Origin of the sequence: Paenibacillus sp. 2TAB19, assembly GCF_052115185.1 — a bacterium.
GTDB lineage: Bacteria > Bacillota > Bacilli > Paenibacillales > Paenibacillaceae > Pristimantibacillus.
The window spans coordinates 1-14,827 of the sequence record NZ_JBFRGE010000108.1; the positions used below are offsets into that span (position 1 = coordinate 1).

Genomic DNA, 14,827 nt, shown 5'->3' on the forward strand with positions numbered 1-14,827 from the left:
CCATAATCCCATGTGCTCTCCCAACCTTTCATCTACTTCCATTTTAGTAGGTTTAGGAGTTTACACAAACTATTTTACAGACTCCATTATCCCATTGATAACGAATACGGAAATAATGCTAAACCATTTGCTTCTTCTGTTCTTCATTATAAAAATAGATAGTATCGTTGAAACGATTAATGAAAAAGCTATGATCATATAGTTCAAGACTGCACCGCCTTCACTTTTTTAGCCGCAAACCGTTCAATAGAGCGATGAATTGCTTTTTAGATGCATCTTCTTTATCATGCTTTGTAAATTCAAGTACGTAAATAATGCTGTCTTGTATCGGAATAGCGGCAAAATAGACGTCATGTGTACCAGTTAGTCCAGATGCGGCTGTTCCGTTGTCAGCATCGAGTGTATATAGTTTACCACTTCCGATAGGAGTATCAATTGCTTCTTCATTTGTCATTTCACTATGGTTGGGCTTATAAGATCTAAAGTCAAAATCGTCTGTATACGGGTACGTGACAACACTCCCCATATTGATTCCGTTCTCGTCGGTGATGGATGCGCCAAAGCGGTCATTGGCACTCAAGTTCCATCCCTTCGGCAGCGGAAATTCCAGATTGGAAACATCGTATTCTGTGGCCGCGATAGGTTGATCGAATTTCGTTTCACTTACAAATTCTTTCCCGTTCCAACCGAAGGATTGTGTGACTTCTTTTCCGATACTGTTGTCATAAAACGTGCTTGAAAAGCCAAATTTAGATTTAGCCAACTTGGTGGAGTAACGCCCTGTACTGCTCACGAATATTTCTGGATGCCCTTTAATAGGCAACTCTTTAATGCGTCCAGAATCATCAACCGTAAAGAGCTTATATATACCGCCATTGCTCGATGCATATTGACCAATCGTAAAATCGATATTCCCATCCCCATTATAATCATCGAAATCGATGTCAAAGAACGAGTTGAACACCATTTCATCCTTAAAATAACCGTTTAAATCGACGGCGCTTTGTACCTCGTCGCTTTCATTGGAAAGCTGAATTTGGAATTCACCCACCCAGTTGCGACCCATCAAAGGCCCAGGGGTCCAGTCTTCGTAATACTTTCCGTTAGTAAGAACCACACTCAAGTATTCATGTTTTTTTGTAAGCTGAAATAGATCGTTCCTAGACAATGTGAGCGGTCCCGTTACAAGGATTGCGTTGGAATCGAAAGTAAGGGAGGTTGGGATTGGACTTGCGGTTGTATTATCTAAATTAGTGTCTGAATTCGTGATGAGTGTTGGCGCCACTGAGCACGCAGTTAACAGCAACAACGGTACCAATGCAAAGAACCATTTTTTCATATTTCATTTTGCTCCTTCAAAGCGTTTCCTCGGCATTTACACCATAATTCAATTGTGCGATTGCTAGCTTAATGAAAAGTGGCGTAGCTGTGAAATCTATGCTATTGCTCCCCGTTTAACGCATCCGTTTCGATGGCCGCTAATTTGAAAATCACCGCCCAATCAGTCAGCTTTAGCTGCTCAGGTGAATAATCCATCGTGTGCAGAGTTTTCAGATTGGTAGCTTGTAACCCCCAGATTGCCACCTCGCCCTCTTCGGGCGAGACCGATTGCTCTTCATGCAACGGGATATCACCAAACGCGGTGTGAACTTCATCCGCATTAAACGTATATCCATAACCGACATGTCCGCTCTCCTCAAAAAAGACGCTTTTGGTAATATATTGGCTGTACCCCTCATCATTCTCTGATTTATCAATCGAAATAATTACTTCGCCATTCCACGCTCTCCCGTGAATAATTCCGTTGGCGTCAATCCTCCTGCATTATACCTTCCGGTCCCAATTCAAGGTATAAATATAAACTCCTCCCCAGTTATACTCCACCACATCTAACAACGCTGGGTCCTTTGGTACGAATGTTTAATATTAAATAACCGTCACTTCACAACTCGTATTTAGTGCCCAACTCCTTCTACTTGAGGCATCTCGACCGTCTCTCCGTTGCTCAGTAACACTTTTCTGAGGTCGATATCAAATCGAATAAAGCCTTCTGTTACGGGAGCAGTATCATACTTTTGCCAATCATTCGTTTGCCAATTTGCGTGATCCAGGGCCGATACCCTAAGGGTGGAAGTGCCCTCCGGTACCAGATGAGTCCATACGGCGATTGCGGTTAGGTCATCGGATATTTGAATATCCAGAAACATTGTTTCGTAAAACATTTCTTCAAGCAGTTCGTGCAAAACACCATCCTCCGTTAATGCCGCAACCCTAATTACTGCCCCTAAACCGTTATCGGAGTCTACTTCGTTTAAGGGATCGAGCCTTAACAGTTTCGTCAATTTATTGTTTACATATAGAGTTTGAAAGAGCTTGCCGGAACCGTCCATTGCTCCCGTTATACCATTAAAAATTAGGAAATTCGGCGAATCGGTTGCAAGTGCTGTCTGCACAAATACATTTTGGCCTGACCAGAAGTACGGACCGATCACTTCAATCCTATTGCTGGTTTCAAGCTCAATGACAGCATTTTCCTTGTTATCTCGTAAATGAAGCAAAGCCAATTTTGTAGGACTTGTGATGATGGACGTATCGGAAAACTGGTAAATTAGGGTGTCTCCTGAAGGAGAGAGGACAGCTCCTCTTTTTTCGATGGCGGGATCTCCCATCTCAATGACTTCCCCAAGCGTGTCTACAGAAAAAAGCTTGCCATAGGATTCATAAACGACCCCGCTGTCAGTTTCACCAAGATATATCGCTTTGCTTGCATCAAAGACTGAACTCTTGATTGGTTCAGTCGTTTCAGGTGCGCGGGTCGAGCTAGCTCGCGTTTCTTGGTGCTGTTCCAGCGAAGCAGACAATGTGGAATCGGTATCCACATTAGGAGAATCGGTGAACAATAAATAGAAATATAACAACAATGCAGCTCCCAGTAGCAGCGACACCAGTAAAATCACTTTTTTCATCCAAAGTCCTCCTACATTAACAATGCTATTCCCACCGTTAGAGCAACACTTAAACATACTTTTTATTCTTTGCTCCAACATGATACACAGCAATAAAGGTGTTCACTCTTTAGCAATTGGCCCGTCTGTTTCAATTATTAAACGAAACCAAATACTGGAAAGTTGCACTTTTTCCCCTTTAGCTTAATAAGCAGAACCGCCTGATGGCCTCCTATCTATAGACGCCAACGTTTCGTCGAAACGTATAGAGAAAGTATGTGCAAAATGCTTTCCTATATTTAAAAAAAAGAGCAAATGCCGTGGCACCTGCTCCTAGATCTTATTGAACTAAAGTTCTCCGTTAGGAGCGAAATGATGAAGCTGTGGCATCAAAACAGCCAATCGCAGAATAGTCTTTCAAGGTCGCTGCGCCTTGATCACTCGACAATAGCTAAATCCGTTCGTCGTTTGGAAGATGCGGGGCTGGTCACCTGCAGTCGCTCCCATGAAGATAAACGCGTAACCATCGTATCTCTCACTCAAAAAGGGCGTGAAGTTGAACCCAGAGTGATTCAGGCTTGGAGCAAGCTGGATGAGATCACAACGAAAGTTCTCAATGACGAAGAAAAAATACAGTTTGTAGCTCTGGCAAAAAAAATAGCCGTTTCTTTAGAAGCTTAACTGTAATTTTTAAAAAAAGATGAGGGAATAAAGGAGAGATAAGCATGTCTAATAAGTCGATTCAAGCCATTCTGGTCAATGAATACGGTGGTCCGAATGTCTTAAAGATAGAAACAGTTGAACGCCCCCAACCGCAAACGGACGAAGTGTTTGTTCGTATCGTATATGCTACGATTATTCCGCTAGACTATAAAATCCGTAACGGTTGGCTTCAAGAAGTTTTTCCTGTAACCTTCCCCTACATTCCTGGATTTTACGCTTCCGGAGTTGTCGAAGAAATAGGAGAAGGTGTAACGGATTTCAAGCCCGGTGATCGCATTTTTGGTAGTATTAGAGGAGCCTATTCAGAATATGGCAATMTGGCCAAACCTTTCTCATACATGCTGCAGCGGGCGGCGTTGGACAGTTTGCCGTTCAGCTGCCAAATGGAAGGGAGCGACCGTAATCGCTACGGCATCAACCTCTAACATAGACTTCGTCAAGTCTTTGGGTGCGGATCAAGTCATCGATTATACCATGACGGCTTTCGAAGACGTCATCAAAGAAGTGGATTTGATCGTCGATTCCGTTGGAGGCGAGACTGAGAATCGATCATGGGCCCTTTTGAAGAAGGGGGGAATTCTTGTCTCTTTGACTCAGGCTCCATCTCAAGAGAATGCTCAAAAGCATGGCGTTACAGCTAAATTTAACACCAAATTCCCAACATACCCGAATCTACAGACCTTAACGGAATTAATTGCCGACGGTACGATTAAAGCAGCGATTGATTCCATATTCCCGCTAAACCAAGCTAATAAAGCACTGGAGAAAAGCGAAGCAAGATATGGACGCGGAAGAATTTTACTGCGCATAAACTAAATCTAATAACAACATGTATGAAATAGAAATTTGGATATTAAAACACGAGAGCAACACGAGTGTATACCACACTACGTGTTGTTTTCTTCATTCATATCAAACTATTCTGGCTAATTGTCTTGTCAGGTCACTTCCCCCAAGAAAATCTTTCGTCTTCACTTATTTCAACAACTCTCTCGTAAAGGAAATCAACTATATGTTTTACTTCCATCCGGCTGCTGTCACCATGCTTCTTTACCCCCAGCTTCATCTGGAGAATACATCCTGGGTTACTGCTGAGGAGGTAGCGTGCTTCTGTCCGGTTCGCATGCGCCATCTTATGCTCTAGGATTTCGCCTGCCATCTCGGGCTGCGTGACGTTATAAATGCCTGCAGAGCCGCAGCATCGATCCGCTTCCTTCATCTCGACATATTGGACATTGGAAATTTGCCTCATCAGTTGCCTTGGAGCACTTGCGCTCTTCATGACATTTCGCAAATGACAAGAGTCCTGATAGGTAATCGTAATGGGACCGTCGGCACAAGCGCTCGAATCTGCAAATGCCGGGAGTCTTCCATAGTCGATGAGCAGCTTGCTCACATCAATAACTTTGGAAGCAAACCATTCTGCAAGAGATTGATATTCGGAGTCATCATGCAAGAGGTGGTCGTACTCCACTAGCAAAGCTCCGCATCCCCCTGCGTTAGACACGATATAGTCGACTCCCGCTTCCTTAAAGACGGTAAGATTCGTACGAGCTAAACCTTTCGCCAAATCCAGCTCACCACTATGCGCGTGAAGCGCACCGCAGCACACCTGCTCATTCGGAATGACGACTTCAAATCCCGCTTCCGACAGCAGCTTTACGGTATTCACATTGGTTTCTGCGAACAGCACATCCATGATACAACCCCTGAACAAGGCAACACGGGCAATCGTTTTTCCTTTAGCCGGATAGACGGTGCCAATCCTCTCTACCACGCCTTTTCCCGTTGCATTGGGAAGGATTTGCTCCATTTCACGAAGATGTTTCGGGAATAGATGCATGATGCCCGTACCTCTTGCCAACTTACGCAGGCCTGATTTCTGATAGGCTGCGAGAGAACGTCCAAGCCACTTCATCCGTCCCTGGTGCGGCAACATCCCCTGAAGCATCACTTTACGCAGACCGTTAACAGGAATGCTATGTTCTGCATGGTCCTCAATTGCATCTCGAGCCTGCTCGATTAACTGTCCATATTTGACATCGGCGGGACACGCCGGTTCACAAGCTCTACAGCCCAGACAATGGCTCATTTGGTCTTGAAACGGTTGATCTGCTTCCATCATGCCGTCTACAACCGCTTTCATCAGAGCGAGTCGACCGCGAGGAGATTCCTGCTCCAATCCGGTTTCCCGAAAAGTCGGGCAAGCCGGCAAACAAAATCCGCATCGCATGCAATTCGTCAGTTGATCATAGTCCAGCTTCAAATGAAGCGTCTGGGCCATAGGATCGTTGAGCTTTACATTTGGCTTCTTGGGAATTGTCGTTGGACTCGTATCACCCACGGGATATCACCACTCTTTTTCTCGTCTCTTTGGCGAAAATTTTACCCGGATTAAGCAGGTTATGCGGATCGAACGCATGCTTGATTCCTCGCATCATTTCTATTCCGGTTTTACCGATCTTCCACTCGAGGTACGGGGCTTTCACCAAGCCAACGCCATGCTCTCCGGTAATGGTTCCACCCAGTTCGATAGCCGCTTCGAATATCTCTTCGAAAGCCTGCTCCACCCGGTGCACTTCGTCTTGATCTCTTGCGTCTGTCGTAGCAGTCGGATGTAAATTGCCATCTCCCGCATGTCCGAAGGTGGCGATCATTACATTGTGTTTTCTAGCAATTTCGTTGATCCGCAACACCATCTCCGCAATTTTGGATCGAGGTACCGTAGCGTCCTCCAGTATGGTAGTCGGGCGCAGACGCGCCAGTGCGGTGAAAGCGCTGCGCCGTGCCGTCAGCAGCTTCTCCGCCTCTTCGCGGCTCTGCGCCACCTCTACCCGATCCGCAAGCTCCGACTTGCAGATCTCTTGTATTCGCTCCATATCACGCTCTACCGCCTCCGGATCGCCATCCTGCTCGATAAGTAGAATCGCTTCCATATCTCTAGGCAGACCGAGTTTGGCGAAATCATCCACGACCTGAATCGTTGGATTATCCATAAACTCCAGCGTTGCCGGGATAATCTTCGCTTCAATAATACGTGATACGGTTCTCGCCGCTCCATAGAGATCCTTATACATGGCAAGCATCGTCTTCTTCGTCTTTGGCGGCGGCACCAGCTTCAAGGTTGCCTCGGTGATAATGGCAAGCGTCCCTTCCGATCCGACCAGCAGCTTCGTCAAGTCATAGCCGGCGACATCCTTCATCAGCTTCCCGCCGGTCCGCATAATATCCCCGTTCGCAAGGACCGCTTCAAGCCCGATGACATAGTCCTTCGTCGTACCGTATTTCAAACCGCGAAGCCCGCCGGAGCACTCGGCAATATTTCCGCCAATCGTTGATATTCTCATGCTGCTTGGATCCGGCGGATAAAATAGTCCGAGCGATTCAATATGCGATATGAACTCACCCGTAATGATCCCCGGCTGAACCGTCGCCGTTAAATTTTCCTGATCAACCTCTATGATTTCACTCATGCGGTGCATGACCATCACGATGCCGCCGTGGACAGGAACCGTTCCTCCGCACAGATTGGAACCAGAACCGCGGGATACGACCGGTATACGATGTGCGGCGAGCACCTTCATAATATCCGACACTTGCTGCGTGCTTTCCGGATAAATAACGCCATCCGGGACACTTTGGAGCATTGGCGTTCCATCATAGGAATGAGCAATTAATGCCTCGCGATCATCCCGAAAGTTCTGCATGCCTACAATCCGGCGAAGTTGTTGAACGATTGCTTCCTCCAGCATTATGGTTGATACTCCCTTCTATCTAATTGGATAAATCAACGTGAATTCTCTTTAAGTGAACTGCCGTCCATTCCTTAATAGGGAAGCGATGTGCTTGCTTCACGATCTTTTCCTCGATTAATTCGCAATTCCACACATCGTAAATTTTAGCTTCATACTCAGACTCGGTACCGTCATACGGCCCGTACCATAAACCTTTGCCTGGTAAATCGTAACGGAACAAAAACAGATATTCATCAATGCCTTTGTGCAAGGCGAAATAATGATGGCCTTCCGTATTGCGTCTGTCTCTTGCCATTTCCTGATACGAGCAGGACTCGAGGATTTGCTTCATGAATTTCAGCCTCGGCCCGCTTTCTCCGACCAACGTCCCGCCGTATGACCAGAACAAGTCTTGGTCATTTCCCTCGATCTTGAACACCTCGCCATGGGACGCATATCCTCCGGCCATTGCCGAGAGCCAGTGACGGAACACGGTCGTTGCAGCATCGCTGTTGCCCCAATCATCCTTGATATTCCCTTCATATTGGTACTCGTCATTGATGACGGGCATGTTGTAGTCATTCATTAATTCCAGCAATAAGGTATACGTATCCGGGTGCTGATAGGACACATGGGTCATCCAATCCCGTTTCGGGTAAGCCGATCCCAAAGGAATATTATGATTCGATCTCGGATGATTGTGAGGATCGTTCGTATGGATGTACGTGCCGATCAAGTCCCAATCTTTATGATCCATCCCGATACAAAACTTACCATCCGCCGTTTCGGATATGTCAAATTCATTAGCCAACGACCACCATACGTTGCGAAAAGCAGCTAGTCTTGCAATCATGTATTTGACGTACTGAAGCTCATCCTCTTGCTGCATGCCACGATCAATCCCCCAAGTATCATAAGGGTGGAATAGGATGACATCCGCCTCAATGCCAAGCCGCAATAGATCCTTTACGCGCTCCTCGTAATTTTGAAAGTACTCAGGAACAAGGGTTTGGAAATCAAAGTCGTTCGATTGTCCGGCGAAAGGAAAAACAGGCGGATCATAGGACACATTCACGTCGTTAACGCCGCCTCTGTAGTACTTGGGAAACACGAGCATTCGGATCTTGTTGAATCCGTATTTGGAGAACGACTCCAGCGTCTGCTGCCGAATCTCCTCGGGTCTGTAGGTCCAAGCGTACGCCGTCGTTCCCATAACAAAAAACGGTGTTTCATCCGCATAGTTGAAGTGCTTCCCGTTAATTTGGACCGGGCCGTGATTGCCTTTCTGTGCTTTCGTACTTTCGAAAGTCCCTGTTAACCCGTTGAATTCCTCCTGATTGGAGGAAAGCTTGAAGCTGTATGTCCCTTCCTCCTCGGGCATGAATCTGATTTTCCAAGTCGATCCGCCGTCATAGAAGCCAAAAACCTTTTTGCTCGTTTGACCTTTGCGAAAATAAGCTTCCAGCCTTACATCGTGAAACGGTCTAGCGAAAGTTTTGGAAGATTGCAATTCAATCTCGAACACGCACCATCGTTCAACAAGATTAGAATACTTCATCGTATACACCCTCCTTAATGGAAAAACGAAAGGCAAAGGAGACTCGCTCCCCTTTGCCCTTACTGCTTCAACTTGCCGTTCAGCCTGCGCCTTGAAGCAAAGTGGACACCGCATGCCGCCAGCCTGCCAAGCATTTGTCCCTAGCTGCCGCATCCATCTGCGGCGTATATACTAGATAGCCCCGGACGCTAGATTCTATCTCCGCCATAGAGCCCCACACGCCTACTGCCAAACCGCCTAAATAGACGGAGCCTAAAGCAGAAAGCTCCATAACGTCCGATTGGACGACTTTTTTATTTAATAAATCGGATTGGAACTGCATCAGCAAAGGATTTCCGGCTGCCCCGCCGTCTGCTCGAAGCTCGCCCATCGCTACGCCGGAAATCTTCTGAAGCTGCTCCAACGCATCGTATACCTGATACGCAATACTTTCTAAAGCAGCTCTGACGATATGTCCCTTTCCCGTTGCACGATTCATTCCTGTAATAGCCGCTCTCGCATTCGGCCGCCAATGCGGGGCGCCTAGGCCGACAAAGGCAGGCACGAGATATACGCCTTCATTAGAAGGCGCGTYCTGCAGCAACCGGTCCATCTCCTCGAAGCTATCGAATAAGCCTAAATTATCGCGAATCCATTTGATGCTGTCGCCGGAAGAACGAATAATAGCTTCAAGCGCATAAGTCACTTTTCCCTGGGAGCCCCATGCTATCGTCTGAACGAGTCCATTGCCCGACGCGGCGGGCCGCGTTCCCACATTCATAAGTACGGAAGTTCCCGTACCATACGTAGCTTTGGCCATACCTTCATTAAAGCATAATTGACCGAACAACGCCCCCTGGGAATCTCCGATAATGCCGGAAATCGGCACGCGAGCGCCCAACCAATCAATCTCTTCGGTGTACCCGAACACCTCGTCGGAATACTTCACCGCCGGAAGCAGCGAAGACGGAACGCCGAACAGATTGCACAGCTCTTCATCCCATTGCAGCGTATGGATATTGAATAAGGAGGTTCGACTGGCATTCGTGAAATCGGTAGCATGCACGCCCCCGCCAGTCAGCTTCCAGATCAGCCAGCTATCGATCGTGCCTGCCATCAGCCTGCCTTCGGTCAGCTTGGATTTCGCGTCCTGTACATGGTTTAACATCCAGCTCCATTTGGTTGCTGAGAAATAGGGATCGATCATTAGCCCGGTCTTCAGGGTAACGAACGGTTCTTGCCCCTCTCCTTTCAAAGCAGCGCAGTGCTCTGCCGTGCGTTGGCATTGCCATACGATTGCGTGATGGATAGGCTCGCCAGTAATCCGATCCCACATGACCGCTGTTTCTCGTTGATTCGTAATGGTAATTGCCGCCAGCTCGGTTGCCTTTATTTGAGCATGCTGCATGACATCGATGACAGCGCGTTTCACATTCTCATAAATTTCGAGAGGATCATGCTCCACCCAACCGGATCTCGGGTAAAATGGCTGATGCTCGAACGAGCTTTTGCCGACCACCGTTCCATCCCGATTCACGAGCAGCGCTTTCGTCGCGGACGTGCTTTGATCAATGGCTAATATATAGTTATCCATGCTCACCAATCCTCTATCCGCCCAGCAAATCGAAGGCGATTTGTTTCAAGTGGTCGACATGGATGCCGTAGTGGCGGAACACTTCCGATGTTTTTCCCGCAATAGCCGGTTCATCCGGAATGCCGACGATGCGCACAGGAACGGGATGATGCTGAACGACGACCTCTGCAACGGCAGCGCCTAATCCGCCATGAATGCTATGCTCTTCGACCGTAATGATCTTGCCGGTCTCGCGCGCAGCCCGTTTTATCGCTTCCTCATCGAGCGGCTTAATCGTATGCATGTTAATGACTCTAGCCGAGACGCCTTCCTCTTGGAGCGCGGCTGCCGTATCTAACGCAACGCGCACCGTTTCACCGGACGCAATGATCGTTACATCCGATCCTTCCCGCAGCGTTACTGCTTTGCCTATCGTGAACTCATAATCGTCGGAATCGTATACATCCTCTACTGCGTTTCGGCCAATTCGGATGTATGCGCCGCCCTCATACGCAACGAGCGCCTCTGTCATTTTCTTCGTTTCGTGCCGATCTGCTGGCATTACAACTGCTAGCCCCGGAATAGCGCGCATAACCGCCAAGTCCTGTAAAGAATGATGCGACATGCCTAATGCTCCGTAGCTTACCCCGCCGCTTATCCCTACCAACTTGACGTTCGTAGCCGAATAAGCGACATCGACTTTGATCTGCTCGATGCTCCGCATGCTCAGGAAGCAAGCAGGAGAAGCAACGAACGGCTTTTTCCCGCTATGCGCAAGACCTGCCGAAATACCGACGATGTTTTGCTCCGCGATGCCAACCTCGACGAATTGATCCGGGTATGCGTTTGCAAAAGGAGCCATCGCAGCCGATCCTCTGGAATCACTGGTAAGCACCAAAATATCTTTATCCTCTTTGGCCAGATCGAGAAGCGTCTCGCAGATCACTTGTCTGTTCGGTATACTGTTGCTCATACGCGTTACACCTTCCCTTCCTGCTTATAGGATTCCAGCGATGCCGCCAACTCGGCAAGCGCCATGGCCAGCTGCTCGTCATTCGGTACATGATGATGCCAGTGCGGTACGTTTTCCGCAAAAGAAACGCCTTTGCCCTTCACCGTATTCGCCATAATCAACGTCGGTTTTCCCGAAACGGCAGGTATAGCATCGAATGTCCTCACCAGTGCATCCATGTCATTGCCGTCTATAGAAACGACATTCCAGCCGAATGCCGCCCACTTGTCATCAAGAGGATCAAGTCCCATCACTTCTTCGGTTGATCCGCTGATTTGCAGTCGGTTGCGATCGATAATGCCTACCAAATTATCAAGCTTAAAGTGTGCCCCTGCCATCGCCGCTTCCCATACCGAGCCTTCTGCCTGCTCTCCATCGCCCATGAGGCAGAATACCCGATATCCTAATCCATCGCGTTTGGAAGCTAGCGCCATGCCCACCGAGATAGCGAGACCGTGACCGAGCGCGCCCGTATTCATCTCAATGCCCGGCACCTTATTGTTCGGATGGCCGATTAATCGCGTGCCGAACCGGCTGAACGTATCCAACTCCGCTTTTGGGAAAAAACCAAGATCGGCCAATATGCACCATAATGACTCCACCGAGTGGCCTTTGCTGGCGATGAAGCGGTCCCTCACAGCCCACTTCGGATCCTTGGGATCCACCAACATCACGCGGTAATACAAGGCGGTTAATATATCGGTGTTGCTTAGCGAGCCGCCCGTATGTCCGGTCTTGGCACCATGGATCATGCGCAGAAGATCCATCCGAATTTGCGCCGCTTTTCCTTTAAGAGCTGCTATTTCCACCCTAACTTCCTCCTTCACTCTATAGTCCTTTGCCGCGAAGCCATGACTGAATTTCCTGTTCCGTAGGGTCAACCGGATCCGGCGTCAGTCCAGGAATGTAATTGCAAGCCTCATATAGAGCTGGAATGGCATTGGCATGTATACCGACAGAATGATGAACATAAGGACCTTTCACAAGCTTTTCTTCCCATAACGGCCAGTCGTTCACTTCAACCCACACATACGAACCGCGAGTATAAGGACCTTGAATGCCGCGTGCTTTACCCAGGAAAAGCTGGTATTCGCCATGATCTCCATCGAAACGAGCAAGCGTCATATTCCCGCCTTTAATCTCGCCTTCATGCGTTCCAGGGGAATGGTCATCGAATAGAAAATGTTTGCGAAGCTTCGGCTGATTCTCGACCGATAACGACACCGGGAAGTTGCCGCAATGGAATAGAAGCTCTCCGTTCGCATTCTCGGGATGGCGAACCGTTAGATCCGCGAAGAAGGTCGGGTGCTGATTCATGGTTGCAGCCTGCACCATGACAGAAGTAATCGCTCCGTGAATATCGGTCTCGCAAGTGACTGGAATTTGCTCGTCCGTTAGAATCGCATTAGCTAGACAAGGCATGATTCCCATGGCGTCCTGGAGCGACGACCAGCATTGAATCGCAATAGCCGAGCTGCCCGTTCTTTTCGCATAATTTTTCATTGCTACTTTCAAAGCCGCTATCCTTCTCACATCTGCCTCAGTCACTTCTGACCAATCCAGCTTTTCTTTTATATAATCCATACATGCTGCAAGCTCAGAGCTATTGCCTTTCTCGATCCGTTTCGTTTCCGATTGAATGTCCACGAGCGTAATCGGATGAATCTCGATGCCGAACCGCTCTAACAATTCTCCCTCATTGCACATCATCGTCCAAAAGGATGCCGGGCGCGGCCCGATCTGCAAAATACGCAGCTTCCTAAATTGCTTCACCACATTCGATGCGGCAATGAAGTTCGTAAACCCACGCTGAAATACGGGATCATCCACTCGTGTATTCGTTACATATGTGAATGGAACGTTGAAACGGCGGAGCACTTTGCCCGTTGCGAACAGTCCGCACTGTGTATCTCGAAGCCTCATTCCGTCCTCTAGAGGCGATTCATCTCTTGGCCCCCACAGCAATACCGGCTTGCCCAGCGCTTTGCCTACTCTAGCAACTGTATCTTCTGTGCCGAAATTGCAATGCGGGAAAATAACGGCATCTACTTTTTCTTGTTTAAAGCGGTCAATGATCAGATCTGCATTAATATTGTCGTCGTACAGCAAGCCCTCCTGATTGATCCCTTCAAGGTCGACGATATCGATGTCCATACCGAAGCTTTCGATCTTCTGTTTGATCAACACCTTATACTTGTAGGCATYCTCTGCGCTGAATACAAAACGTCTTGTCGGCGCATAGCCCAGCTTAAGTTTCTCCACTGCTGCACTCTCCTTAAAATAACTTAACCAATAATGAAATATGACTAATTAGTTAAATAAAGTTTAGTTAAAGATCATTAACTACAAACTAAATTTATCATCATTCTGTTATATGGTCAACGAGTTTAATTGATTTTTAGTGAAAATTTTAGTCATATCACTAAATAGTTTAGTTAAATCAAGTCGTTATATTGCTTAACCGAACACTTTCGTGTAAACTAAACTGAACTAAACACATCCGTTAATTTGATGATTGGAGATAGATTGCTATGAAGATGGAGGACATCGCTAAGCTTGCAGGCGTATCGAAAGCAGCTGTATCGCTTGCTTTGAACGGCAAACACGGAATAAGCGAAGAAACGCGCGAGCGTATTATGCAAATTGCGGAGGAACACGGCTATAAACATAAAGCCAAATCTGCGGAAGCAGACCCTGCTCAGCATGCCTTAACTTTCTTGGCCTTTGCCAACTCAGGAATCGTGCTTGAGGAGTACTATCAGCAGCCCTTCTTTCGCGAGCTCATTCACTTTATCGAGGAGAGATGCCGGCAAAGCGGCTTCTCGCTTATCTACACTTCCGTGGAACAAGAGCAATATATGGACAAAATCAAAGCATTGGAGGACGAGAAGAGAAGTGACGGAGTGATCCTGCTCGGAACCAATCTGAATCAACCCCAAATAGCTGCGATCGCTGAAGGCCTTTCCATTCCGCTTGTCGTTCTGGATAACTGCTTCGAGACGCTTCCTGTCCATTTTGTCAGCATTAATAATGTGATGGGGGCTTATCAAGCGGGCTTGCACCTATGCGAGCAAGGTCATACAAATATCGGTTATATCGCATCCAATGTACGGATACAAAATTTCGATGAGAGAAAGAAGGGGTTCGACGACGCCCTGAGAGAGAGAGGGCTTAACGTTAATGACCCGTGCATCTTCTCCGTTGCTCCGACGATTCTCTCATCGCAAGAGGCGCTGCAGCAGCAGCTTACATCTTATTTAGCCGCTGGCAATCCGCTGCCGACTGCCTTCTTCTGCGAATGCC

14 protein-coding genes are annotated in these 14,827 nt (G+C 47.7%); 4 read left to right on the forward strand and 10 right to left on the reverse strand.

All coding sequences use genetic code 11. The features are described from left to right. Positions 1-220 precede the first annotated feature (220 nt). The 3 genes from AB4Z33_RS28030 to AB4Z33_RS28040 all read right to left on the reverse strand — a co-directional run bounded on the left by AB4Z33_RS28030 (position 221) and on the right by AB4Z33_RS28040 (position 2,966). Positions 221-1,339 (reverse strand): hypothetical protein, encoded by a 1,119-nt coding sequence (locus AB4Z33_RS28030; protein WP_442053056.1) that lies wholly within the window; start codon positions 1,337-1,339, stop codon positions 221-223. A 101-nt stretch (positions 1,340-1,440) separates the two neighbouring features. Next, positions 1,441-1,623, reverse strand: coding sequence for a hypothetical protein (locus tag AB4Z33_RS28035; protein ID WP_442053057.1), 183 nt, complete (start codon positions 1,621-1,623; stop codon positions 1,441-1,443). A 332-nt stretch (positions 1,624-1,955) separates the two neighbouring features. Beyond that, positions 1,956-2,966 carry a hypothetical protein gene (locus AB4Z33_RS28040; protein ID WP_442053058.1) on the reverse strand — a complete coding sequence of 337 codons (1,011 nt, stop codon included), beginning with the start codon at positions 2,964-2,966 and terminating at the stop codon, positions 1,956-1,958. Between the two features lie 351 nt (positions 2,967-3,317). Between AB4Z33_RS28040 and AB4Z33_RS28045 the strand changes: the two genes are divergently transcribed. From AB4Z33_RS28045 to AB4Z33_RS28055, 3 genes are read left to right on the forward strand one after another with little or no spacing between them, the layout of a single operon-like run. Continuing rightward, the gene (locus tag AB4Z33_RS28045; RefSeq protein WP_442053059.1) at positions 3,318-3,626 is read left to right on the forward strand and encodes a MarR family winged helix-turn-helix transcriptional regulator; all 309 of its coding nucleotides are present in this window, start codon (positions 3,318-3,320) and stop codon (positions 3,624-3,626) included. A gap of 44 nt (positions 3,627-3,670) precedes the next feature. Further along, positions 3,671-4,093: an alcohol dehydrogenase catalytic domain-containing protein gene (locus AB4Z33_RS28050; RefSeq protein WP_442053060.1), complete on the forward strand. Its 423-nt coding sequence runs from the start codon at positions 3,671-3,673 to the stop codon at positions 4,091-4,093. Next, the gene (locus AB4Z33_RS28055) at positions 3,978-4,484 is read left to right on the forward strand and encodes a zinc-binding dehydrogenase (RefSeq protein WP_442053061.1); all 507 of its coding nucleotides are present in this window, start codon (positions 3,978-3,980) and stop codon (positions 4,482-4,484) included. Before AB4Z33_RS28050 ends, AB4Z33_RS28055 begins: the two co-directional genes overlap by 116 nt. Positions 4,485-4,611: 127 nt before the next feature. Here the strand turns inward: AB4Z33_RS28055 and AB4Z33_RS28060 are convergent, their stop codons facing one another. The 7 genes from AB4Z33_RS28060 to AB4Z33_RS28090 all read right to left on the reverse strand — a co-directional run bounded on the left by AB4Z33_RS28060 (position 4,612) and on the right by AB4Z33_RS28090 (position 13,786). Further along, on the reverse strand, positions 4,612-5,952 hold the full coding sequence (locus tag AB4Z33_RS28060; RefSeq protein ID WP_442053062.1) for a (Fe-S)-binding protein: 1,341 nt from the start codon (positions 5,950-5,952) through the stop codon (positions 4,612-4,614). 52 nt (positions 5,953-6,004) lie between these two features. Further along, positions 6,005-7,420, reverse strand: a complete 1,416-nt coding sequence (locus AB4Z33_RS28065; protein ID WP_442053063.1) for an FAD-linked oxidase C-terminal domain-containing protein — start codon at positions 7,418-7,420, stop codon at positions 6,005-6,007. A gap of 22 nt (positions 7,421-7,442) precedes the next feature. Further along, complete coding sequence (locus AB4Z33_RS28070; RefSeq protein WP_442053064.1) at positions 7,443-8,960, reverse strand: DUF5060 domain-containing protein; 1,518 nt, start codon at positions 8,958-8,960, stop codon at positions 7,443-7,445. Positions 8,961-9,039: 79 nt separating this feature from the next. Then, entirely contained in the window at positions 9,040-10,533 is a 1,494-nt protein-coding gene (gene glpK / locus AB4Z33_RS28075; RefSeq protein ID WP_442053065.1) for a glycerol kinase GlpK, read from the reverse strand. 13 nt (positions 10,534-10,546) lie between these two features. After that, the gene (locus tag AB4Z33_RS28080) at positions 10,547-11,485 is read right to left on the reverse strand and encodes a transketolase family protein (RefSeq protein WP_442053066.1); all 939 of its coding nucleotides are present in this window, start codon (positions 11,483-11,485) and stop codon (positions 10,547-10,549) included. Positions 11,486-11,490: 5 nt separating this feature from the next. After that, on the reverse strand, positions 11,491-12,333 hold the full coding sequence (locus tag AB4Z33_RS28085; protein ID WP_442053067.1) for a transketolase: 843 nt from the start codon (positions 12,331-12,333) through the stop codon (positions 11,491-11,493). A 19-nt stretch (positions 12,334-12,352) separates the two neighbouring features. Then, the gene (locus AB4Z33_RS28090) at positions 12,353-13,786 is read right to left on the reverse strand and encodes an L-fucose/L-arabinose isomerase family protein (protein WP_442053068.1); all 1,434 of its coding nucleotides are present in this window, start codon (positions 13,784-13,786) and stop codon (positions 12,353-12,355) included. A 269-nt stretch (positions 13,787-14,055) separates the two neighbouring features. On the opposite strand from AB4Z33_RS28090, the gene AB4Z33_RS28095 reads away from it, so the two are divergent. Next, a partial coding sequence (locus AB4Z33_RS28095; RefSeq protein ID WP_442053069.1) for a LacI family DNA-binding transcriptional regulator occupies positions 14,056-14,827 on the forward strand: 772 nt, incomplete at its 3' end.